The organism is Qipengyuania oceanensis, from assembly GCF_009827535.1.
Taxonomy (GTDB): Bacteria; Pseudomonadota; Alphaproteobacteria; order Sphingomonadales; family Sphingomonadaceae; genus Qipengyuania_C; species Qipengyuania_C oceanensis.
Window position 1 is genome coordinate 51,210 of the sequence record NZ_WTYN01000004.1, and the last position, 21,732, is coordinate 72,941.

At 63.8% G+C, this 21,732-nt stretch carries 28 protein-coding genes, 1 tRNA gene and 1 pseudogene; 10 read left to right on the forward strand and 20 right to left on the reverse strand.

The features are described from left to right. The first annotated feature begins 25 nt into the window (after positions 1-25). The gene (locus GRI48_RS12810; protein WP_160676999.1) at positions 26-1,168 is read left to right on the forward strand and encodes an acyl-CoA dehydrogenase family protein; all 1,143 of its coding nucleotides are present in this window, start codon (positions 26-28) and stop codon (positions 1,166-1,168) included. A gap of 170 nt (positions 1,169-1,338) precedes the next feature. Next, positions 1,339-4,264: pseudogene (locus GRI48_RS12815) on the forward strand (TonB-dependent receptor). A gap of 79 nt (positions 4,265-4,343) precedes the next feature. Here the strand turns inward: GRI48_RS12815 and GRI48_RS12820 are convergent. Next, positions 4,344-5,093, reverse strand: a complete 750-nt coding sequence (locus GRI48_RS12820; protein WP_160677002.1) for a queuosine precursor transporter — start codon at positions 5,091-5,093, stop codon at positions 4,344-4,346. A gap of 59 nt (positions 5,094-5,152) precedes the next feature. Here GRI48_RS12820 and GRI48_RS12825 point away from each other — a divergent pair. After that, positions 5,153-5,229: transfer RNA gene (locus GRI48_RS12825), tRNA-Arg, on the forward strand. Between the two features lie 34 nt (positions 5,230-5,263). Here GRI48_RS12825 and GRI48_RS12830 read toward each other — a convergent pair. The 9 genes from GRI48_RS12830 to leuC all read right to left on the reverse strand — a co-directional run bounded on the left by GRI48_RS12830 (position 5,264) and on the right by leuC (position 11,474). Further along, the gene (locus tag GRI48_RS12830; protein ID WP_160677005.1) at positions 5,264-6,046 is read right to left on the reverse strand and encodes an NUDIX hydrolase; all 783 of its coding nucleotides are present in this window, start codon (positions 6,044-6,046) and stop codon (positions 5,264-5,266) included. Positions 6,047-6,350: 304 nt separating this feature from the next. Beyond that, positions 6,351-6,683 (reverse strand): Grx4 family monothiol glutaredoxin, encoded by a 333-nt coding sequence (gene grxD / locus GRI48_RS12835; protein ID WP_160677008.1) that lies wholly within the window; start codon positions 6,681-6,683, stop codon positions 6,351-6,353. A 32-nt stretch (positions 6,684-6,715) separates the two neighbouring features. Continuing rightward, positions 6,716-6,952, reverse strand: a complete 237-nt coding sequence (locus tag GRI48_RS12840) for a BolA family protein (protein ID WP_160677011.1) — start codon at positions 6,950-6,952, stop codon at positions 6,716-6,718. 10 nt (positions 6,953-6,962) lie between these two features. Beyond that, positions 6,963-7,286 (reverse strand): DUF1476 domain-containing protein, encoded by a 324-nt coding sequence (locus GRI48_RS12845; protein WP_160677014.1) that lies wholly within the window; start codon positions 7,284-7,286, stop codon positions 6,963-6,965. A gap of 73 nt (positions 7,287-7,359) precedes the next feature. Further along, positions 7,360-8,358 carry an NADPH:quinone oxidoreductase family protein gene (locus GRI48_RS12850; RefSeq protein WP_160677018.1) on the reverse strand — a complete coding sequence of 333 codons (999 nt, stop codon included), beginning with the start codon at positions 8,356-8,358 and terminating at the stop codon, positions 7,360-7,362. Continuing rightward, positions 8,355-8,957, reverse strand: coding sequence for a 3-isopropylmalate dehydratase small subunit (leuD, locus tag GRI48_RS12855; RefSeq protein ID WP_160677021.1), 603 nt, complete (start codon positions 8,955-8,957; stop codon positions 8,355-8,357). The genes GRI48_RS12850 and leuD overlap by 4 nt, the downstream gene beginning before the upstream one ends. Continuing rightward, the gene (locus tag GRI48_RS12860; RefSeq protein WP_160677024.1) at positions 8,957-9,799 is read right to left on the reverse strand and encodes an N-acyl homoserine lactonase family protein; all 843 of its coding nucleotides are present in this window, start codon (positions 9,797-9,799) and stop codon (positions 8,957-8,959) included. The genes leuD and GRI48_RS12860 overlap by 1 nt, the downstream gene beginning before the upstream one ends. Positions 9,800-9,821: 22 nt before the next feature. Continuing rightward, positions 9,822-9,980, reverse strand: a complete 159-nt coding sequence (locus tag GRI48_RS12865; protein ID WP_160677027.1) for an isopropylmalate isomerase — start codon at positions 9,978-9,980, stop codon at positions 9,822-9,824. A 51-nt stretch (positions 9,981-10,031) separates the two neighbouring features. Beyond that, positions 10,032-11,474 (reverse strand): 3-isopropylmalate dehydratase large subunit, encoded by a 1,443-nt coding sequence (gene leuC / locus GRI48_RS12870; RefSeq protein WP_160677030.1) that lies wholly within the window; start codon positions 11,472-11,474, stop codon positions 10,032-10,034. 100 nt (positions 11,475-11,574) lie between these two features. Between leuC and GRI48_RS12875 the strand changes: the two genes are divergently transcribed. Both GRI48_RS12875 and GRI48_RS12880 read left to right on the forward strand, forming a co-directional pair. After that, positions 11,575-11,976 (forward strand): acyl-CoA thioesterase, encoded by a 402-nt coding sequence (locus tag GRI48_RS12875; protein WP_160677033.1) that lies wholly within the window; start codon positions 11,575-11,577, stop codon positions 11,974-11,976. A 14-nt stretch (positions 11,977-11,990) separates the two neighbouring features. Continuing rightward, complete coding sequence (locus GRI48_RS12880; protein WP_160677036.1) at positions 11,991-12,512, forward strand: sterol desaturase family protein; 522 nt, start codon at positions 11,991-11,993, stop codon at positions 12,510-12,512. Positions 12,513-12,525: 13 nt separating this feature from the next. On the opposite strand, the gene GRI48_RS12885 is transcribed toward GRI48_RS12880, so the two are convergent. The 10 genes from GRI48_RS12885 to GRI48_RS14210 all read right to left on the reverse strand — a co-directional run bounded on the left by GRI48_RS12885 (position 12,526) and on the right by GRI48_RS14210 (position 16,344). Beyond that, the gene (locus GRI48_RS12885) at positions 12,526-12,876 is read right to left on the reverse strand and encodes a YbaN family protein (RefSeq protein WP_237451960.1); all 351 of its coding nucleotides are present in this window, start codon (positions 12,874-12,876) and stop codon (positions 12,526-12,528) included. A 12-nt stretch (positions 12,877-12,888) separates the two neighbouring features. Continuing rightward, positions 12,889-13,296 carry a SufE family protein gene (locus GRI48_RS12890; protein ID WP_160677039.1) on the reverse strand — a complete coding sequence of 136 codons (408 nt, stop codon included), beginning with the start codon at positions 13,294-13,296 and terminating at the stop codon, positions 12,889-12,891. Between the two features lie 26 nt (positions 13,297-13,322). After that, positions 13,323-13,568 carry a hypothetical protein gene (locus tag GRI48_RS12895; protein ID WP_160677188.1) on the reverse strand — a complete coding sequence of 82 codons (246 nt, stop codon included), beginning with the start codon at positions 13,566-13,568 and terminating at the stop codon, positions 13,323-13,325. Between the two features lie 31 nt (positions 13,569-13,599). Then, on the reverse strand, positions 13,600-13,881 hold the full coding sequence (locus GRI48_RS12900; protein ID WP_160677042.1) for a hypothetical protein: 282 nt from the start codon (positions 13,879-13,881) through the stop codon (positions 13,600-13,602). Then, complete coding sequence (locus GRI48_RS12905) at positions 13,881-14,219, reverse strand: hypothetical protein (protein ID WP_160677045.1); 339 nt, start codon at positions 14,217-14,219, stop codon at positions 13,881-13,883. Before GRI48_RS12905 ends, GRI48_RS12900 begins: the two co-directional genes overlap by 1 nt. Continuing rightward, on the reverse strand, positions 14,219-14,530 hold the full coding sequence (locus GRI48_RS12910; protein WP_160677048.1) for a hypothetical protein: 312 nt from the start codon (positions 14,528-14,530) through the stop codon (positions 14,219-14,221). Before GRI48_RS12910 ends, GRI48_RS12905 begins: the two co-directional genes overlap by 1 nt. A 27-nt stretch (positions 14,531-14,557) precedes the next feature. After that, the gene (pspC, locus tag GRI48_RS12915; protein WP_160677051.1) at positions 14,558-14,935 is read right to left on the reverse strand and encodes an envelope stress response membrane protein PspC; all 378 of its coding nucleotides are present in this window, start codon (positions 14,933-14,935) and stop codon (positions 14,558-14,560) included. Further along, the gene (pspB, locus tag GRI48_RS12920; protein ID WP_160677054.1) at positions 14,932-15,234 is read right to left on the reverse strand and encodes an envelope stress response membrane protein PspB; all 303 of its coding nucleotides are present in this window, start codon (positions 15,232-15,234) and stop codon (positions 14,932-14,934) included. The genes pspC and pspB overlap by 4 nt, the downstream gene beginning before the upstream one ends. A 4-nt stretch (positions 15,235-15,238) precedes the next feature. Beyond that, a complete protein-coding gene (gene pspA, locus GRI48_RS12925; RefSeq protein ID WP_419956970.1) occupies positions 15,239-16,009 on the reverse strand; it encodes a phage shock protein PspA in 771 nt (256 codons plus the stop codon). A 137-nt stretch (positions 16,010-16,146) separates the two neighbouring features. Next, positions 16,147-16,344 (reverse strand): hypothetical protein, encoded by a 198-nt coding sequence (locus GRI48_RS14210; protein WP_202389368.1) that lies wholly within the window; start codon positions 16,342-16,344, stop codon positions 16,147-16,149. Positions 16,345-16,462: 118 nt separating this feature from the next. On the opposite strand from GRI48_RS14210, the gene pspF reads away from it, so the two are divergent. The 5 genes from pspF to GRI48_RS12950 all read left to right on the forward strand — a co-directional run bounded on the left by pspF (position 16,463) and on the right by GRI48_RS12950 (position 21,721). Further along, entirely contained in the window at positions 16,463-17,494 is a 1,032-nt protein-coding gene (pspF, locus tag GRI48_RS12930; protein WP_160677060.1) for a phage shock protein operon transcriptional activator, read from the forward strand. A 175-nt stretch (positions 17,495-17,669) separates the two neighbouring features. Next, positions 17,670-18,524, forward strand: a complete 855-nt coding sequence (locus tag GRI48_RS12935; RefSeq protein ID WP_160677063.1) for a hypothetical protein — start codon at positions 17,670-17,672, stop codon at positions 18,522-18,524. A gap of 209 nt (positions 18,525-18,733) precedes the next feature. Continuing rightward, positions 18,734-19,306, forward strand: a complete 573-nt coding sequence (gene rimP, locus GRI48_RS12940; protein WP_160677066.1) for a ribosome maturation protein RimP — start codon at positions 18,734-18,736, stop codon at positions 19,304-19,306. After that, positions 19,306-20,964, forward strand: coding sequence for a transcription termination factor NusA (gene nusA / locus GRI48_RS12945; protein WP_160677069.1), 1,659 nt, complete (start codon positions 19,306-19,308; stop codon positions 20,962-20,964). Before rimP ends, nusA begins: the two co-directional genes overlap by 1 nt. After that, positions 20,945-21,721 carry a DUF448 domain-containing protein gene (locus GRI48_RS12950; protein ID WP_160677072.1) on the forward strand — a complete coding sequence of 259 codons (777 nt, stop codon included), beginning with the start codon at positions 20,945-20,947 and terminating at the stop codon, positions 21,719-21,721. Before nusA ends, GRI48_RS12950 begins: the two co-directional genes overlap by 20 nt. Positions 21,722-21,732: the final 11 nt, after the last annotated feature.

Genomic DNA, 21,732 nt, shown 5'->3' on the forward strand with positions numbered 1-21,732 from the left:
TCAAGATTCCGGGAGCTTTCCAGCCATGCTCGATACTGCAAACCGCACCGCCTACAACGAAGACCACGAGGCTTTCCGCGACACGGTCCGCAAGGTCTTTGCCGAGCACATGACGCCCAACCTCGACAAGCACGAGGAAGAGGGCATCGTGGGGCGCGAGGCGTGGAAGGCGCTGGGCGAGGCGGGTATGCTGTGTCCGACCGTCAAGGAAGAAAACGGCGGTCTCGGCCTGGATTTCGGATTCAATTGCGTCCTGACCGAGGAACTGAGCTACCTCGGCTCTTCCGCCGGGTTCACGCTGCAGAACGACATCACGGCCAATTATTTCGAGCGGCTCGGCACCGACGAGCAGCGCGCTAAATATCTGCCCGGCATGGTGAGCGGCGATATCATCACCGCGATCGCCATGACCGAGCCGGGCGCGGGAAGCGATCTGCAGGGCATTCGCACGACTGCGGTCAAGGATGGCAACCACCTGGTCGTCAACGGCTCGAAAACCTACATCACCAATGGCCAGAACGCCGATGTCGTGATCGTCGTCGCCAAGACCGATCCGACTCTCGGCGCGAAGGGTACCTCGCTGGTGCTGGTCGATGCAGACACGCCCGGCTTCGAGCGCGGTCGCAATCTCGACAAGATCGGCCAGCATTCGGCCGACACGTCGGAACTGTTCTTCAACGACGTGCGCGTTCCGATGACCAATATCCTCGGGCAGGAGGGCAGGGGTTTCATCCACCTGATGGAGGAACTGCCGCAGGAGCGCCTCGGCATCGCGGTCGGTGCGCAGGCCGCCGCGCAGCGCGCCTTCGACGAAGCGGTCAAGTTCACCAAGGATCGCAAGGCATTCGGGCAGACCGTGTTCGAATTCCAGAACACCAAGTTCACGCTCGCCGATCTGAAGGCGAAGCTCCAGGTCGGCTGGGCACACCTCGATTGGGCGATCCGCAAGCATCTCTCTGGCGAACTGACCACCGACGAGGCGAGCGCCGCCAAGCTGTGGCACACCGACCTGCAGTGGGAGGCCTGCGATGCCGCGCTCCAGTTGCACGGCGGAGCGGGCTACATGAACGAATATGCCATCGCACGCTTGTGGCGCGATGCCCGCGTAACGCGCATCTTCGGGGGCACGAACGAGATCATGAAGGAAGTGATCAGCCGCTCGATCTGAGCGCGAACCAAGCATTCCGTAACGTCGAAAAGCCCGCGGCGCGCCGCGGGCAGGCGTGGATTCGCGTCGTGCACAGGCTTGTAAAAGCCCACTTGCCAGACTGGCCGGTTGTGGCTTAGCTTCTCCATTCCACAAGCCGCGCAAAAGCGGCATGGAACAAGGAGAGGATCATGAGGGTCAAAGCCGCCCTGCTTGCCGGCGTGTGCGCCGGATTCACTGCATTTCCCGCTATTGCCCAGGACGCCACGGGAGACGACCTGGAAGATCCGCAAATCAGCAGCAACACGATCATCGTGACCGCGCAGCGCCAGGCGCAAAGCCTGCAGGAAGTGCCGATCGCGGTCAGCGCGTTCGATGCCGAGGCACTCGAAGCGCAGCAGATCGAGAATGCGAGCGACCTACAGCTCACTCTTCCGAACGTGACCTTCACCAAGGGTAACTTCACCGGCGCCAGCTTCACCATACGCGGGATCGGCGACCTTTGCGTCGGTACGACCTGCGATGCCGCAACCGGCATTCATACGAACGGCTCGCCGCTGTTCGGCACGCGCCTGTTCGAAACCGAGTATTTCGACCTCGAGCGGGTCGAGGTCCTTCGCGGACCGCAGGGCACGCTGTTCGGTCGCAACGCGACCTCGGGCGTCGTCAACGTGGTCACCGCGAAACCCGACCTGTCCGGTTTCGGTGCAGCCGCGGAGTTCGAGTACGGCAATTACAACTCGATGAAGGCCAAGGCGATGATCAACGTACCGATCGGGCAATCGCTCGGTCTGCGTGTCGCCGGCTTCTGGCTCGACCGGGATGGATACACCGAGAACGTCTACAATGGCGACGATCTCGATGACCGTGAAATGTACGCGGTCCGCGGTTCGCTTCGTTTCGAACCGGGTCCCGACACCACCCTCGACCTGATGGCATACTACTTCCGCGAGGAAGACAACCGTATGCGTATCCAGAAGCAGCTGTGCCAGCGCGATCCGGTCGGCGTCCTCGGCTGTCTCAACAACCGTCGCGATTTCGAGAAGCTCAACGCCAATTCGACCTTTACCGGCACGTTGGGTTCGCAGGAATTCTTCAACGTCATTTTCGGCGCCACGCCGCTTGGGCCGCTGACCTCGACGCTCGGGCTGAACAGCCTTTACGGGCCCGATGCCTATGCGAACTTCCAGGAGCCTGCCGACGTTCGCAAGATCAACACGCAGTTCACTCCCGAGTATTTCGCGGACGAATTGCAGTTGCAGGCGCATCTCGACCAGAACTTCGGTTCGATGAACCTGTCTCTCACGGGTATCTACCAGGAAACCACGGTCGATTCCCGCCAGGACTACAACCAGGGCATCGGCGAAATTCCCAATGCGGCGCTCGCATTCGGGACGGTGCAGGCCTATGCGGCCGGCGCGGCGGGGCCTGGCGTCCAGGCCTATTTCGCGCCGGTGGCAGCCGCCCTGTTCGATGGCTCAGGCAATCTGTGTACCTCTGACACCCGGCTCGACAATCTCGGTCTGTTCGAAGGCTACGGGGTCTGCACGGCCGACGGGACGCAGTTCGACCGCTCGGTATCTACGGGCGAGTCCTGGTCGGGAGAAGCCATCCTCAGCAGCGACTTCGATGGCTCGTTCAATTTCCTGCTCGGTGCGATCTATGCGGAGGCCACCGCGAAGGACACGGACTATTTCGTGAACGCTTTTGCGATCGACTACGTGTCCGGCACGCTCGGCTCGCTGCTCAGCCTCGGTGCCGGCATCGCGCCGTCCTATGCCGGGACGTCGTTCTACCGGAACAACACGCAGGACTTCAAACTGAAGAGCTACGGCATCTTCGGCGAGGTCTATTTCGACATCACCGACCGGCTCAAGCTGACCGGCGGCCTGCGCTACAACAACGACAAGAAGTCGGTCACCGCGCGCACGACGCTCGCCAACTTCTTCGTGCCCTACACGAACACCGGCGATCCGTTCGACCCGACCAACAACCCCTATTATCCGATCAATCCGTTCGGCGGTGTCTACGATGCCGACCCGGGCCTGGACGGACGGCAGGACGTGCAGCAGCGCTCGGTCGGATTCGACGAGATTACCGGCCGTGCGGTCATCGACTACGAACTGTCGCCGGACAACCACATCTACGCCTCGTATTCGCGTGGCTACAAGTCGGGCGGTATCAACCCCCCGCTGTCGCCGATCTTCGAGGTGTCCGACAGCTTCGGACCTGAATCGATCGATGCGTTCGAGATCGGCAGCAAGAACACCTTCCTGAACGGTGCTCTGCAACTCAATGCGACCGCATTCTACTACAAGTACAGCGGCCTGCAGCTGAGCCGGATCATCGCCCGTACGTCGGTGAACGATACGATCGATGCGAACATCTGGGGCGTCGAGCTGGAATCGATCATCCGTCCGTCGGACAACTGGCTGGTCAACATGAACTTCAGCTACCTCAATGCAAAGGTTGCCGGGGACCAGTTCCAACCCGCGCGATCCGGGTGGTGGCGATCCGGATGCGGTCATCATCAAGGACATCACCAATGGTGCCTTGTGCGCGGTGACGGGTCCTGCTCCGGGTGCGGCGGATTTCTTCGTGGCCGGCTTCAACAGCGTCATCGGTCTGGGGGCTCCGGTCGAGTTCCCGTCGGACGGCGGGATCGCTTCGTCTGGTGCCTTCAGCATCTGTCAGAGCTTGGCGGACAATGCTCCGGCTGGCTTCTCGGTTCTGAGCCCCGGCGTCGAAACCAACCTCAAGGGCAACAAGCTGCCGCAGGCGCCGAACATGAAGGCATCGGTCGGTGTTCAGTACACGGCAGAGTTCGACAGCGGCATGACGCTGGTTCCGCGCGTGGACGTTGCGCTGACCGGCGAGCAGTACGGCAACGTCTTCAACGGCCGCGTCAACCGCATCGCACCCTTCGTGCAGGCGAATGCGCAGATCCAGTTGAATTCCGCCAACGACCGCTGGTTCGCCCGCGCCTTCGTGCAGAACATCTTCGACAGCAACTCGGTGACCGGTCTTTACGTCACCGACGCCTCGTCGGGCCTGTTCACCAACATCTTCACGCTCGATCCGCGCCGTTATGGCGTGGCCGTCGGAGTGAAGTTCTAAACTCGTTACTTCTCGAGGGGAGAGGGAAGGGTCGGATCGAAAGATCCGGCCCTTTCGCTTTGCCCGATCGGGATAGCCTTCAGTCGCCGCTTCGCGCGAAGGGCGAGAAGTCGGTCGTCTCGTCGTAGATGTCGACGCCTTCGCGCCGCTTGAGCCAGCCGACCACGGCATAGGTCACCGGCGTCAGCACCGCTTCCCAGGTGGTCTTGATGAGCCACTGGGAGAGGACCACCTGCCACAGCAGTTCCGGCGGCCAGCCGGCGATGCCGTAGAACGCCAAGGGGTAGAAGATCACGCTGTCGAGCCCCTGGCCCACGACGGTCGAGCCGATCGTGCGCATCCACAGGTGGCGTCCCTGGGTCCACACCTTCATCCTGGCGAGCACATAGCTGTTGGCGAACTCGCCCGCCCAGAAGGCGATCATTGACGCGGCGACGATGCGCCAGGTGTTGCCGAATACCTTTTCGTAGGCTTCCTGTCCGTCCCACCCCTCGGCAGGCGGCAGTGCAACGACGACCCAGGCCATGAACGCCATGAACAGCAGCGCGGCAAAGCCGGTCCAGATGACGCGCCGCGCCCGGGCATATCCGTAGACCTCGGTCAGCACGTCCCCGATGATGTAGCTGACGGGAAAGAACAGCACGCCCGCGCCGAACGACCACTCGGTCCCGCCGGGCAGGGTCACGTAGCTGGGCTTGGATGCGCCGATCAGATTCGACAGCAGCAGGATCGTGACGAAGCCAGCCATCACGAAGTCGTAGTAGCGGAAGCGGTGCTCCTGGCTCGCGGACAGCCTCTGCGGCGCGGAATCGGTCGGATCGGAACTCATGGACAGGCTAGCTATCGCGATTTGCGGCGCGCGCAAAGCACGCTATGGCGCGGGTGCGCGCGCCCGTAGCTCATCTGGATAGAGCGCGAGACTTCTAATCTTGAGGCAGCAGGTTCGAGTCCTGCCGGGCGCGCCAGTAATTCTGCTCGATAGCGCCGGCTATCGATAGTTCAGCCGCGGGCCACGGTGTCGAGCGGTTCGCCGGTCACCGGATAGCCGTGTTCGGCACCGATCTCGAGCCAGGTCTTGCCCTCGCGTTCGCCCATGAAGGGCGTGATCGTTCGAACGGGAATTGCATCTGCCTGTGCCTTGGCCTGCTCGAAGGTCGAGAACTGGGCCAGCCGTTCGAGATTGCGGCGGGTGGGAAAAATGACCTTGATGTCGCCCCGTTCCGCCATGTCGAGCGCCCCTTGCGCACTCGTCCAGAACAGGTGCGTGTTCTCGGAGCCGTCTTCGGCGATATCGACCGCGCCGGTCCCGAGGTCCGCGAGATAGAAGCGGGTGTCGTAGACGCGGGGGATGCGCTCGTTTTTCGGAAACCAGCGGGCAAATGGCGTCAGCTGGCCGAGATCCAGCTCCCATCCGAAATGGTCGAGCACCGGAGCCAGTTCGCCGGTCTGCGTGAGATAGCGGCGCGCGGCACGGGCCTTGTCGGCATCGATGTCGCCCGAAAGGCCGATCACAAGGCCTGTCTCTTCCAGCGTCTCGCGCACGACGGCGATCTGGTGCGCAGCCTCGTCCGGTTCGAGCGGCCCGCCGATGCTCGCGCCGAGGTCGAAGTCGGCGGGGTCGACCCGTCCGCCTGGAAACACCGCCATGCCGCCGGCAAACACCATTTCTCTGCTTCGGATGGTCATCAGGATTTCGGCCGGGCCGTCATCGGGCCCGTTGCGAAAGATGACTACGGTTGCGGCGGGAATGCCCTGCGGGGCGGAATCGGCTGTATCACTCATCGTGTGCGACACTGCGCGCATCGCGCGCGAAAGCCAAGCGCGTAGCGCCATCGGTGTCGGGACAGTTTACATCTGCCGAAATCTGAAAACGGCGTTTACCATCGAGCTCCGCACGAACCCGTGGCTTGTGAGAACTGGCACGGGCCATGCATAGGAAGCTGCATCCCTTTGGGGTCTTCGAATAGAGGCGGGACCACCCTGGTCTCCCGGTCCCGCCTCCCCGAACTTTTTGCTTCCCCGTCAGCAGATACGAAAAAGCCGCCCCGAGAGGCGGCTTTCGTGTTTCAGGGCAGTGTCGAGCGGGTCAGCTGTCGGCCTTGGCGACCGCCTTTTCCTGCATCAGGGCCTGCAATTCGCCGGCCTCGTACATTTCCATCATGATGTCGCTGCCGCCGACAAACTCGCCCTTGACGTAAAGTTGCGGGATCGTCGGCCAGTCGGAATAGCTCTTGATGGCCTGGCGGATTTCCATGTCCTGCAGGACGTCGACGCTGTCGTAAGCGACGCCGCAATGGTCGAGGATGGCGACCGCACGGCTGGAAAAGCCGCACTGCGGGAAAAGTGGCGTGCCCTTCATGAACAGGACTACGTCGTTGGAACCGACGATATCGTCGATGCGGGTGGAAACGTCTGACATGGCTGGCCTCTCTTAAGGCGTGAACTGGTGCCTCAGGAGGTGGGAACGCCGGTGGTGAGTTGCAAGGCGTGAAGCGTGCCGCCCATCTTTCCGCCAAGCGCATCGTAGACCATCCGGTGCTGCTGGATCCGGCTCTTGCCCGCAAATGCAGGGGAGACGACATGCGCGGCGTAATGGTCGCCATCGCCTGCGAGGTCGCGGATTTCGACCTCGGCCTGCGGTAGCGAGGCCTTGATCATGCCTTCGATTTCTGAAGCCGACATTGCCATCGCGCGCGCCTTACGACTGTTCCATCAATTGGCGACGGGCCTGCACGGTCATCTCTTCGAGCTTGGCGCGGATATCGGCTTCGCTCACGTCGCATTCCGCAGCCGTCAGGTCGCCGAGCAGCTTGCGGATCACGTCCTCGTCACCCGCTTCCTCGAAGTCGGCCTGCATGACCGCCTTCTTGTAGGCGTCGGTTTCTTCCTCGGTCAGGCCCATCAGCCCGGCAGCCCATTCGCCAAGCAGGCGATTGCGACGCGCCGCCACCTTGAAGGCGGTTTCCTCGTCCATGGCGTACTTGGCTTCTTCGCCTTTGCGGCGATCGGTGAAATCGGTCATCGAATGCTCCCTTGTCTCGTACCTCTCGCGATAGGCCCGGCGGGCCTTCGCGACAAGGTGCGCGCGGCGATGGTCAGTCCATCGTCACGACGAGCTTGCCGACAGCCTCGCGATTCTCGAGCTTGGCGATCGCCTCGCCCCCGCGTTCGAGCGGGAAGGTCTCGGAAACCAGCGGGCTGATCCGCCCTTCCTTGAGCATGGTGAGCAACTCGTCGACCTGTGCGCGATACAGTTCCGGCTCGCGCGCCGTGAACGCGCCCCAGAACACGCCCGCGATGTCGCAGCTCTTGAGCAGCGTCAGGTTGAGCGGCATCTTCGCGATGCCCGCCGGGAAGCCGACCACCAGGAAACGGCCCTCCCAGGCGATCGAGCGCAGTGCAGGCTCGGAATAGTCCCCGCCGACGATGTCGTAGACGATATTGGCGCCTTCGGGTCCGCAGGCCGCCTTGAACGCGTTGGCGAGTTCCTTCGAAGTGTCCTTGTCGAATGGTGCGCGCGGATAGATCACGACCTCGTCCGCGCCGGCCTTGCGGGCGACTTCGCCCTTTGCCTCGGTCGAGACAGCGGCGACGACGCGCGCGCCGAATGCCTTGGCGAGCTCGACCGCCGAGAGGCCCACGCCGCCGGCAGCGCCGAGCACCAGGACGGTGTCGCCTTCCTTGATGTGGCCGCGATCCTTCAGCCCGTGGATCGTGGTCCCATAGGTCATCAGCAGCGATGCGGCCTGCTCGAACGAAACGCCTTCGGGGATCTTGAACACCCGTCCGGCATCCATCACGACCTTTTCGGCAAGGCCGCCGTTGCCCGTACCGCCGAGCACCTTGTCGCCGACCTGCCAGCCTTCGACGCCTTCGCCGACCGCTTCGACCACGCCCGCGATCTCGCCGCCGGGCGAGAAGGGGCGGGGCGGTTTGAACTGGTACATGTCGCGGATGATCAGCGTATCGGGGAAGTTGATCGCGCAAGCCTTCACGTCGACCAGCAGCTGGCCCTTGCCGGGCATGGGAACTTCGACTTCGTCGAGGGTCAGGGTTTCGGGTCCTCCGACCTCGTGGCTGCGCAGGGCTTTCATGCGGCTTTCTCCGTTGCATCGGCGATCCAGGGATAGCTGGCCGCCTGTGTGTGTTCGTATTTCGTGATAGCTTCGTCACGCGCGAGCGTGAGGCCGATTTCGTCCAATCCCTCGATCAGGCATTGCTTGCGGAAGGGATCGATTTCGAATGTGAAGCGGTCCTGGAAGGGGGTGGTGACGGTCTGGCTCTCGAGATCGATGCTGACCGGATCGGTCTGCGCCACCTCCATCAATCGGTCGATCGCTTCCTGCGGGAGGGCGACGGTCAGAACGCCGTTCTTGAAGGCGTTGCCCGAAAATATGTCCGAGAAGCTCGGCGCGATGACCGCTTTCACGCCCATGTCGAGCAGCGCCCAGGCGGCGTGCTCGCGGCTCGATCCGCAGCCGAAATTGTCGCCCGCGATCAGGATCGGCGCGCCGGCGAATTCGGGATCGTCGAAGATATTGCCCGGCTCGCTGCGGACCGACTCGAACGCTCCCTTGCCGAGACCTTCGCGGGTGATGGTCTTGAGCCAGTGGGCCGGGATGATGACATCGGTATCGACGTTCTTCGCGCCGTAGGGGATGGCGCGGCCATCGATGGTGGAGACTGGGGTCATTACTTCGCGGACTCCGGGAATGCGGGCAGCCGGTCGATATGGCGCGGATCGTGCTGGATGACGACGGTGGCATCAAGCGCGCCGGCCATGCTATCGAATCGGGCCATCGATGCGAGCGTGTCCGCACGGTCGGTATTGAACTGGGGCACGCCGCGGTTCTCGATCTGCTCGACGAAATGGTAGAGGTCGCCGGTCAGCAGCACGTCGCCCTTCTGCGGCAGGCGCACCAGCAGCGAACTGTGACCCGGGGTGTGGCCCGGCGTGGACTTGATGACGACGCTGCCATCGCCGAACACGTCGTGGTCCTTGGGATAGGTCGTCAGTTTGGGTTTTTCGGCGGTCGTCCACGCAGCGAAAATGGCCGGATCGGCGACCGGACCGGAGGCGGGCGGATTGGTGACCGCCTGCAAGTCACGCTCGTTGATCAGCAGCGTCGATTGCGGAAAATCGGGCAGCTGGCCGATGTGATCGAAATGGTAGTGGCTGACACCGACGTAGTCGATATCGGCAGCCGTCAGGCCGAGGTCGCCGAGCTGGTCGACGATCGAGCGCTTCACGGTGACTGTGAAGGGGCCTTGGGTCATGCTGTTGCCGACCAGCGCGCCGGGCAGGCCCGCATCCCACACCATGTAATCCTCGCCGTGCCGGATCAGGTAGCAGCTGTCGGTAAGCGTACGGGGCTGGCCATCGTAGAGATGCGCGTCGGAAAAGCTCTCCGCATCGCTCAGCTGCAGTTCGCCGCAGCCCAGCCGCCACATCTCGAGGTCGGGCGTAGTGGCATCCTGCGCGAGAGCGGGCACGGCCAGCGCCAGCGCAACGGTTCCGATCGCGAATCTCAGCATGATGTCTCTCCCCTCGTGACCTCTAGTCGGTTTCGGGTGGTTCGCCCGACGGGATCGGTCCGGGCTGCTCCGGAGCGTTCTTTTTCTTGCGCGAGCCCGCATAGAGCAGCGCGGCGGCAATGGCAGCGGATCCGATGGCAGCGCCGGCGAGGGCGGCCTTTCCGGCAAGGTTCTTGGTCATGCGCTTACCATGGTTCGGCGCTCGCGCGCTGGCAAGGGGTAGCTGAAGCGATCAGCCATCGACCGGGGTTAGCGTTCGCACATCGGCGAGGCGTCCGGTCACCGCGGCGGCCGCGGCCATTGCGGGCGAGACGAGGTGCGTGCGCGCACCCGGGCCCTGCCTCCCGACGAAATTGCGATTGCTGGTCGAGGCGCACCGCTCGCCCGGCGGAACCTTGTCGGGGTTCATGCCGAGACAGGCCGAACAGCCCGGCTCGCGCCATTCGAAACCGGCGTCGAGAAAGACCTTGTCCAGCCCCTCGGCCTCTGCCTGCCGCTTGACGAGCCCGGAGCCGGGGACGGCGATCGCCCATTTGACGTTCGCCGCCTTGCGCCTGCCCCGCAGGACATCGGCGGCGGCTCGCAGATCCTCGATCCGGCTGTTGGTGCAGCTGCCGATGAAGATATTCTCGACCGGGATCTCGGCGATCTTCTGGCCTGGCTCGAGCCCCATGTAATCGAGACTCTTGCGGGCGGCCTGCTGCTTGCTCGGGTCGGCGAAACTTTCGGGCGCGGGGACCACGCCACCGATCGCGACCGTGTCTTCCGGACTGGTGCCCCAGGTCACCGTGGGTTCGATCTCGCCCGCGTCGATGCGCAGGACCTTGTCGAACGCCGCGCCCGGATCGGTCATCAGCGTCTTCCAGTAGGCGACGGCCGCATCCCACTCGGCTCCCTTCGGCGCCATCGGACGGCCTTTCAGATAGGCGAAGACCGTGTCGTCGGGCGCGATTAAACCGGCCCTCGCGCCCGCCTCGATGCTCATGTTGCAAACCGTCAGCCGACCCTCGACGCTCATCTGTTCGAACACCTTGCCGCGATATTCGATGACATGGCCGGTGCCGCCTGCCGTGCCCAGCGCGCCGACGATGTGCAGGACGAGGTCCTTGGGCGTGATGCCGGGGCCGAGATCGCCGGTGACCTCCACCGCGAGCGTCTTCGATTTCTTGAGCAGCAGCGTCTGGGTGGCGAGGACATGCTCGACCTCGCTGGTGCCGATCCCGAAAGCGAGAGCGCCGATACCGCCGTGGGCCGCGGTATGGCTGTCGCCGCACACGATCGTGGTGCCGGGCAGGGAGAAGCCCTGTTCCGGCCCGACGACATGGACGATGCCCTGCTCGGCATCGGTCGCATCGATGTAGCGGACGCCGAAATCGGGCGCGTTGCGCTCGAGCGCTTCGAGTTGCGCCGCGCTCATCGCGTCTTCGATCGGCAGGCGATTGCCCTGCGCATCCACCCGGGGAGTGGTGGGGAGATTGTGATCGGGGACGGCCAGCGTCAGGTCGGGGCGGCGCACTGGGCGGCCTTGCTGCCGCAGCGATTCGAAAGCCTGCGGGCTGGTGACCTCGTGGACGAGGTGCCGGTCGATATAAATCAGGCTGGTCCCGTCGTCGCGGGTTTCGACGACGTGGGCATCCCAGATTTTTTCGTAGAGCGTGCGGGGCTTGCTGGCCATGGGCGCAAATGTGCCGCTCGCTGGCGATGCGCGCAAGAAATTGCGGGGTAAGAAAAAGCTTGTCACGCTATGGAAAGGTTTTCATGGCTAACTGACACTCATGTCAGCAAAACCATTTGCCTTTCCGATTCAGGTCGCCCCTGAAGATATCGACTTCATGGGCCACGTGAACAACGCGCGCTACCTCAACTGGGTGCAGGACGCCGTGCTCGCGCACTGGCGCAAGCTCGCGCCTGCCGACGAGGTCGCGACCAAGGCGTGGGTCGCGCTGAAGCACGAGATCACCTATCGCCGCCCCGCGTTCCTCGAGGACGACGTGATCGCGCAGACTGTGCTGGAGAAGTTTCACGGCGCGCGCGCTTTCTACTCCACCGTCATTCGCCGCGGAGAGGAAGTGCTGGCGGAAGTCCAGTCCAGCTGGTGCTGCATCGATGCCGAGACCCTGCGCCCCGCGCGGATCGGCGAACATCTGCGCGCCTTCTTCCTTCCCGACGGCGAGTAGCCTATATTCCGGGCATGCCCGACTGGTTCGTCCCCCTGCTGATCGTAATCGCCACCATCCTCGCGATGGAATGGGTCGCGTGGGCGAGCCACAAGTACATCATGCACGGCTTCGGCTGGGGCTGGCATCGCGACCACCACGAACCGCACGACAATCTGTTGGAGAAGAACGATCTCTACGCCATCGTCGGCGCGGCGATGAGCATCTCGATGTTCGCGCTCGGCAGCGAATGGGTGATGGGCACCGACGCCTGGTGGCCGGCGACGTGGATCGGCCTCGGCATCATGGGTTACGGGATCATCTATACGCTGGTCCACGACGGCCTCGTTCACCAGCGTTATTTCCGCTGGGTGCCCAAGCGTGGTTACGCCAAGCGGTTGGTCCAGGCGCACAAGCTCCACCATGCGACCATCGGCAAGGAAGGCGGGGTCAGCTTCGGCTTCATACTCGCGCGCGAGCCGGCCAAGCTGAAAGCGGAACTCAAACGCCAGCGCGAAAGCGGCGTGGCCGTGGTCCGCGACGCCGCCGGAATCTGACGATCGCCGCGGCTCATTCGTTGCGGGTGGTGATCCAGCTCCCGGCGATCACCAGGATCGCGATCGAAATGTAATACCACGGCTCGCCGAGCGTCATGTAGGTAAACACCGCGCCCACCGCCATTGCGCCGATCGCCATGAGCTTGGCCGGGCGAGAGATTGCCCGCCGCTCGTTCCAGTCGCGCACCTGCGGTCCCCAGTGCGGATGGTCGAGGATTTTCTTCTCCCACTTCGGATTGCTCCGCGCGAAACAATAGACCGCGACGAGCAGGAAGGGCACGGTCGGCATGATCGGCAGCACCGCGCCGATTGCGGCCAGGACGACCGCGAATACCCCTCCGGCAAAGTAGAGCTGGCGCATCATGGGACGATGGGTTCAGCTGGCAGCCAGTCGCGCGGCGTGTTCCTGCACCAGCGCGATCATGTTGGGCACGCCTTGCGTCCGGTTGGACGAGAGCTGGTTCCTGAGGTCGAAGGGTTCCAGCGCGGCCGGGACATCCATCGACGCCACTTCGGCGGCGGGCCTGTCCTGCACCGCGGCGATGACCAGCGCGACGATCCCCTTCGTGATCGCGGCGTTGCTGTCGGCGAGGAAATGCAGGGTTTCGCCCTGTTCGGTGGGATAGACCCAGACGCTGGCAGAACATCCGCGTACCAGCGTCGCATCGGTCTTCAGCGCGTCGGGCATCGGATCGAGCTCGCGGCCCAGTTCGATCAGCAGGCGATAGCGCTCGTCCCCTTCGAGGAATTCGTATTCTTCGGCAATGTCGTCGAGGCTTCGCATATCTCGCGCCACTTAGGCGTTGCGGCTCACAAATCCACCCCGCTCGCGATGGCTTCGAGCTTGCGGATGCGTTCTTTCAGGTCGGCAAGTTCGATGCGGGCTGCGCCGACGCTCGATCCGCCCTGCATTTCCGGCTCCATCTGGCGGGGCCGCTGCTCGATTTCCTCTCGCTTGAGAGCGAGCCAGCCCTGCCAGGCGCGCAGCAGGGCGGCGCTGACGATGACGAGGCCGACGATGGCCGCGCTGGCGATGATGATGGTCGGTTCGAACATTTCCCTCATGTCCTCCTGATGCCTTGACCTGTCAGCTGTCCTGCTTGTCGCGCAGGGCTTCGATCTCTTCGGAAATCCGCCGCGTCTCGCGCGCGTCGAGCGAGTTGCCGTCGGTTGCGATCTTCTCGAGGACCGCGATCCGTTCGCGCAATTGCTCGATTTCGCGCTGTGCCTCGCGGTCGCTCTTGGGCACGGCCGTCTCGTTGCCGACCATGTCGCGCGTGATGCCGTTTTCGGCACGGTGGCGCGACTTGATGATCTCCGCGACGGCAATGATGCCGACGATCAGTACGATGGCAGTCCAGAAGCTCATCAGTTCGCCTCCTGCCGATCGCGCAGGCGGTCGAACTCGTGGGTGAGCTGGAAACCGCTGTCGGTGACGATCCGTTCGACGTTCGCGAGACGATCCTTCATCGAGCCGATTTCGGCGCGGAGTTCGGCGTTCTCCTGCGTCAACAGGCGCACGCGTTCAGTGGTTTCGCCGTCGGACGACGGGCGCAGCGACTGCCCCCACATCCCTTCGAGCGGATAACCGTGCTTGATCTTGAGGCGTGTCGTATGGATCCAGCCGAAGATACCGAGCGCTCCTACGCCCAGCGCCGCGCCGATGATCCAGGGCAGGTGCGGGAAAATGACGGCAGCTTCCTCCATCACACGCGCTCCTTGCGATCCATCGACAGCGGCACGCCGCTATCGTCCTCGTCCACGCGGCGGGTGTCGCGTAGCGCCTCGATCTGGGTGGCGACGTTGTAGCCGCTGTCGGTCACGATGCGTTCGAGCACCTTGATGCGATCTTCCAGTTCGCTGATCCGCGAGGCATGACGCACCGCTTCTTCCGCGGTCATCGCCGCCGTGGCGCTGAGGCGCTTTTCTTCCAGCTTGCGCTGGTTTGCCATCCAGACGATCGCGACCACCATGATGAACGGGGCCAGCGGGATCATCAGTGCAAGAATGCCTTCCATTTCGAATTCCCCTTTGTTCGTGTCGCGTCAGCGCAGGCGCTCGATCTCGGCGTTCAGGCGCGGATTGCTGGTGACGTAATAGGTTTCCACGTCCGCCAGGCGGCGATCGATGTCACGCATCCGGCCGCGGATTTCACGGGCCGTGCGCTGCGGGCTCTGCCGCACGCGCTGCCAGTACTTCTGCTCTTCGTTGTCGACGTAGAGGTGCGCGGGCTTCTTGTTCAGCAGCAGTCCGGCGATGAAGTAGAACGGAATGGTCATCCCGCCGCTCATGAAGGTCAGCCCGATCATGCCGAGGCGGATCCAGATGGCGTTGACGCCGGTGTAGTCCGCGATGCCCGAGCAAACGCCCATGAGCTTCGCATTCTGCTTGTCGCGGTAGAGGGTCGTGCGGGGGCTGTTCACGGGCGGGTTCCTTTCTTTTCGGCGAGCAGGCGATCGAGCTCGCGCAGTTGCTGGTTGTCGACTTCGCTGTCGTGGACCAGGCGGGCCGGCTTGAAATCCGGGTTGTCGCTGGCGACCAGGCGTTCGACGGTGTCCATCCGGTCATCGAGGCGCTTGGCGAGTTGATAGAGCTCGTCGAGCAGGACTTCGTCGTCGGTGGTGATCGTCGCCGCCGTCTTCCAGCGGGTCATGTAGTGAAGGACGAGCCAGGGCAGCCCGATGAACAGGGTCGCCACGACCAGTACGGTTTCGAAATCCATTTGCTCAATCCTCCTTGTTCGGCTCGTCGGTCATGCCGAGTGCGCGTTTCATCTGTGCGAGTTCGTCGTCGATCGCATCGGCGCCTTCGAGCGCGGCGATCTCGTCGGAAAGGCTCGGCTTGCCCGAACCATCGGCGATGCTGAGCGCGTCGGCCCGCCCTTCGGCGTAATCGACGCGGCGTTCGAGCTGGTCGAAGCGCGACAGCGCCTCGTCGGTCCGCTCGGTGCTCATCAGCGTGCGCAGCTTCACCCGGTTCTCCGCGCTTTCGAGCCGCGCGGCGATCGCCGTCTGACGGCTGCGCGCTTCGCGCAGGCGATTCTGCAGTTTCTGGATGTCCTGCTCGTAGGCACGCAGCGCGTCGTCGAGCACGGCGATTTCCTGCTTGAGCTGGTCGGACATGTCGGCAGCCTTCTTGCGCTCGACCAGCGCGGCGCGGGCGAGGTCTTCGCGGTCCTTGCTGAGGGCGAGCTGCGCCTTCTCGCCCCAGTCGGCCTGGAGCTTGTCGAGCTTGACGGTGTGGCGGTGCATTTCCTTCTGGTCGGCGATGGTGCGCGCGGCGCTGGCACGGACTTCGACCAGCGTTTCCTCCATCTCGAGGATGATCATGCGGATCATCTTCTGCGGGTCGTCCGCCTTGTCGAGCATGTCGTTGAAATTGGCAGCGATGATATCGCGGGTACGGCTGAAAATGCCCATCAAGGGTGCTCCATAGGTTGTCCGGGTACGGTCGCCAGCATCAGGCCGCGACTGGGTCGGGGTAGGGCTCTTGCGCAAACGCTCGATTTCTTCGTCGAGCCGCGAGAGACCTAGCCGGGCCGGAGCCTCGCGGCCGGTCGGGACGGAACCGGCGCGAGGGGGACTGTCGGGGTTGCGAGACCCCGGCCCGAAAGGATCGGAAGGCGTTGGCTTGGTCACGCCAGTTCCAGATGGCCACAAGCTATCTCGATCGCCGGGCAGGCTTGCGCCGCATGTGCGGGCGTCGCCTGGATCTGGCTGCTGAGCGCGACAAATGCCGCCATGACGAACGTACTGACCGCTGCGGCCTTACCGAGCTTCGTCTGCATGAACTGGCGATCGAACATCATTTCCTCCGTTGTGTTGTTCACCATTCAGCAAGGGGCGTGCCAAGTTAAAAATACAGTGTAATATCAGTGGATTAGTGCAGCCGTCGCCGCGTCAGTATGGTGTCTATTGCCAGCAGTTGGTGATTTTCACTATAGGTTGGCAATGGAGCGGGACAATCAGTTCATCGGGCAATCGACCGCCTTCCTCGATTCGGTCGAGCGGGCCAGCCGCGCGGCCCCGATGCGCCGTCCGGTACTTGTCATCGGCGAGCGCGGAACGGGCAAGGAACTCATCGCCGAACGGCTCCATCGGCTGTCCGAGCGGTGGGGCGAGCCGCTGGTCACCATGAACTGCGCCGCGTTGCCCGAAACCCTGATCGAGGCCGAGCTGTTCGGCCACGAGGCGGGCGCCTTCACCGGCGCCACGCGCGCTCGCGCCGGGCGGTTCGAGGAAGCCGACAAGGGCACCCTGTTTCTCGACGAACTCGGCACGCTATCGATGGCGGCACAGGAACGCCTGCTGCGCGCGGTCGAATACGGGGAGGTGACCCGGATCGGCTCTAGCCGCCCGATCAACGTCGATGTGCGGATCGTCGCTGCCACCAACGAGGATCTTCCGGCCAAGGCCGAACGCGGCGATTTCCGTGCCGACCTGCTCGACCGGCTGAGCTTTGAAGTGATCACCCTGCCGCCGCTGCGCGTTCGCGAAGGCGACATCGCGGTGCTCGCCGACTATTTTGGCCGGCGCATGGCGGCAGAGCTGCGGTGGGATCGCTGGCCCGGTTTTGCCGAGCACGTCGCAAAGCAGCTCGAAGAACACCCGTGGCCGGGCAATGTGCGCGAACTGCGCAATGTCGTCGAGCGTGCGGTCTACCGCTGGGACAACTGGGAAGCGGCGGTCGGCCATGTCCAGTTCGACCCGTTCGACAGTCCGTGGAAGCCGGTCGAAACCAACCTTCCCAGGCGGGCGCAGTCGTCGTCGGAAAGCCCTGAAGCTCCCGCCCGGGCGCAGGAACTCGATGCGGTCGACGACTTGCGCGCAGCGGTCGACGCGCACGAGCGGGCGATCGTCGAGCAGGCCCTTGGCCGGCACCGGTGGAACCAGCGGCAGACCGCAAAGGCGCTGGGCCTCAGCTACGACCAGCTGCGGCACTGCATCCGCAAGCACGGGCTCATGGAAGACGACGCGGCCTGACGCTCGAATCGCCCTGTTTGTCGCAGGCGAACAAATGAGCGTTCACATTCGCGTTGATCGGGTTAATCTGCATCCACTTGTCCGGCGCTCGCCATATCTTGAGCGTCGGGAAGGGATCGCGCCGCGAGGACGAGGGACACGGGAAGCCCGGCGGCCTTTTGGAGGGACTGACAAAATGACACTGAAGAATCGCTTCCTTGCGGGTGCAACAGCCGTAGCCGCCATCGCCGCCGCCGGTCCGGCGCTGGCCGACCACGCCTGGTCGAACTACCACTGGTCGACGCCCGATGGTGTCGTGACCATTCCGGTGGTCGACAACACGACCGGCGACTGGCGCCCGCGCGTCCAACTGGCGGTATCCGACTGGAACAAGTCCGCGCATATCGACAGCGCGTACGATCCGAATGGCACGAACAACAATCGCCGCTGTTCGATGATCCAGGACACGATCCAGGTCTGCAATTCTGCGTATGGCAACACGGGCTGGCTCGGCATCGCATCAATCAGCCTGTCGGGCGGCCATATCGTCGCCGGCACGACCAAGCTCAACGACACCTATTTCGCTTATCCGCAGTACAACAACGAGGCGGACAAGCAGCTCGTCACCTGCCAGGAAATCGGTCACGACTATGGCCTCGGTCACCAGAACGAGGATTTCAACACCGACGCGACCGATTCGTGCATGGAATATACGAGCGATTCGACCAACAACACGCAGCCGGACTTCCATGACTACGCCATGCTCGACCTGATCTACGGGCACAATGAAGGCGGCACGACCGGCGGCGGTGGCGGGGATCCCGCGCCGTGCAAGGGCCGCGGCTGCAAGGGCAAGAGCCTGGGCTTCGGCGTCGGCAATACGCAGGCCGAGTGGGGGCGTGCAGTGGGTTACGATGCGCAGAATCGCCCCAACGTCTTCAAGACGAATATCAACGGCTACGAAGTCGTCACGCACGTCACCTGGGCTCCCGATGCGCGGCGCAACACCGACCCGGGCAATCCCCACGACCACGACGATCACACCCATTAATCCGCTGGTGTACTGACGTGGATAGGGGCGCTGTGGCGCCCCTTACTTTTGCCGGAAGAGCGCGCGCGCGAGGCGGGCTTGCTTTTCGCAGGACTCGTGCCTATCTGCCTCTCATCCCGACATTGTCGATACAAGGTTGAGATGCTGGCGCCTCCGGGGGCCGGCCCGACACCGGTTTGTCACGGCAATGCGGTAAAAACGGAGATGGAATGGCGGATATCGCGCGACTGACCGAAGTGATCGAACCCGAGGCGCAGGCCCTGGGATTCGAACTCGTGCGCGTGAAGATGATGCCGTCCGAAGCCGGCGACGGCGGCCAGGCGCTGCAGATCATGGCGGAAGACCCGGCGACCGGGCAGCTCCTGATCGAACAATGCGCCGCGCTGTCCCGCCGCGTGTCGGACCAGCTCGATGCGCTGGAAGAAGCGGGCGAAGTGCTCGTGCCTGGCGCTTACCACCTCGAGGTTTCGAGCCCGGGTATCGACCGCCCGCTGACCCGCGCGAAGGATTTCGCCGACTGGGCAGGGCATGAGGCCAAGGTCTCGCTGACCGAGAAGGTCCACGGCAGCAAGAACCTCAAGGGTAACCTTGTCGGCATCGACGATGCGGGCGAAATGGTCACCATCGAGGACAAGAAGGCGGGCGAGGTTTCCTTCCCGCTGTCGCTGATCCATTCCGCCAAGCTCGTCCTCACCGACGAGCTGATCGCGGCAACCCAACCGCTCGACACCGAAGGTGCCGAGGAAGTACTAGAAGACACAGAAGAGAAGGCTGACGACTGATGGCCAGTGCAATTTCCGCCAACAAGGCCGAGCTGCTCGCAATCGCGAACTCGGTCGCTTCGGAAAAGATGATCGACAAGGCGATCGTCATCGAGGCGATGGAAGAAGCGATCCAGAAGAGCGCGCGCAACCGCTACGGGGCGGAGAACGACATTCGCGCCAAGCTTGATCCGGTCACCGGGGACCTGCGCCTGTGGCGTGTCGTCGAGGTGGTCGAAGAGGTCGAGGACTACTTCAAGCAGGTCGATCTCAAGCAGGCCCAGAAGCTCGAGGACGGCGCGCAGGTCGGTGACTTCATCGTCGATCCGCTGCCGCCGGTCGATCTCGGCCGCATCGACGCGCAGAGCGCGAAGCAGGTGATCTTCCAGAAGGTCCGCGATGCCGAGCGCGAGCGCCAGTACGAGGAATTCAAGGATCGCGCGGGCGAAATCATCACCGGCGTTATCAAGTCGGTCGAATTCGGCCACGTCATCGTCAATCTCGGCCGCGCCGACGGCGTCATCCGCCGCGACCAGCAGATCCCGCGCGAAGCCGCCCGCGTCGGCGAGCGTACCCGCGCCCTGATCATCAAGGTCGAACGCAACAACCGCGGCCAGCAGATCTTCCTCAGCCGCGCGCATCCCGACTTCATGAAGAAGCTGTTCGCGCAGGAAGTGCCCGAAATCTACGACGGCATCATCGAGATCAAGGCCGCCGCCCGCGACCCGGGCAGCCGCGCCAAGATCGGCGTGATCAGCCACGATAGCAGCATCGATCCGGTCGGCGCCTGCGTCGGCATGAAGGGCAGCCGCGTCCAGGCGGTCGTGCAGGAATTGCAGGGCGAGAAGATCGACATCATCCCCTGGAGCGAGGATACCGCGACTTTCGTCGTAAACGCGCTCCAGCCCGCGACCGTCACCCGCGTCGTTCTCGACGAGGAAGAGGGCCGCATTGAAGTGGTCGTCCCCGACGACCAGCTCAGCCTTGCGATCGGTCGCCGCGGCCAGAACGTGCGCCTCGCCAGCCAGCTCACCGGTCACCAGATCGACATCATGACCGAAGAGGAAGCGAGCGAGAAGCGGCAGAAGGAATTTGCCGAACGCTCCAAGATGTTCGAGGAAGAACTCGACGTCGACGAGACGCTGTCGCAGCTGCTGGTCGCCGAAGGGTTCCAGGAACTCGAGGAAGTCGCTTACGTCGAACTCGACGAACTCGCTTCGATCGAGGGCTTCGACGACGAACTGGCCGAAGAACTCCAGAGCCGTGCGCTCGAGGCGATCGAGCGGCAGGAAGAGGCATCGCGCACCGAACGCCGCGAACTCGGTGTCGAGGACGCTCTCGCCGAGCTTCCGCACCTCACCGAGGGAATGCTGGTCACCCTGGGCAAGGCGGGCATCAAGACGCTCGACGACCTCGCCGACCTCGCTACCGACGAGCTGATCCAGAAGAAGCGCGAAGCGCCGCGTCGCCGGACCAATCCGGAAGCCGGCCCGCCGATGCGTCGTCCCTCCGTCCGCGAACAGGACAAGGGCGGAGTGCTGGGCGAATACGGGCTGAGCGAAGAGCAGGGCAACGAGATCATCATGGCGGCCCGTGCACACTGGTTCGACGACGACGAGGCCGCCCCGGCTGCCTCGGCAGACACTCAGGAGGCCGCCGATGCGGACTCCACCCAATGAGCGCCTGAGTTCCGACATCGGTAAAGGCCAGAAGGCTCGGACTGGCAAGTCCGCGCCCGACCGGTCCTGTCCAGAACGCCGCTGCATCCTGTCCGGCGAGCATGGCCCGCGCGAGCGGTTCGTCCGCCTCGCCATCAGTCCGGAAGGCCTCGTGCTGCCCGATCCGCTCGCCAAGGCGCCGGGTCGCGGCGCGTGGCTCGGCTGCGACCGGGCGACACTCGAAGAAGCGATGGCATCGAGGAAGCTGCGCGGGGCTCTCGCGAGAGCTTTCAAGGGTGCCGACCTGACCGTGTCCGACACGCTGCCCGAGCAGGTTGAAACGGCGCTGGTGCGCACGTTGCTCGATCGGCTGGGGCTTGAAATGCGGGCCGGTCATCTCCTTCTCGGGAGCGACCGGATCGCGCAGGCCGCGCGGATGGGCGGCGTCGATCTGCTGCTTCACGCCAGCGATGCCAGCGAGGATGGATCGAGGAAGCTCGACCAGGCCTGGCGGGTCGGTCGCGATCGCGAAGGAACCGGCGAGCAGGGAATCCGCTTGCCACTGGACCGGGCGGCTCTGTCTGTGGCATTGGGCCGCGACAATGTCGTCCACCTGGCGCTCGCCGATGGATCGGCGGCCGGGCGGGTCGAGGCGGCACTTACCCGCCTGCTGCATTTTCAGGGGCTTGCGAGCCCTGAATCCGATGCCGGAATGGACGCCCACGAAGATGATGGCGCGCTGCCCGATGCAGCTGCGCAAGATGAATTGAACGCCTGAAGGAAATACGA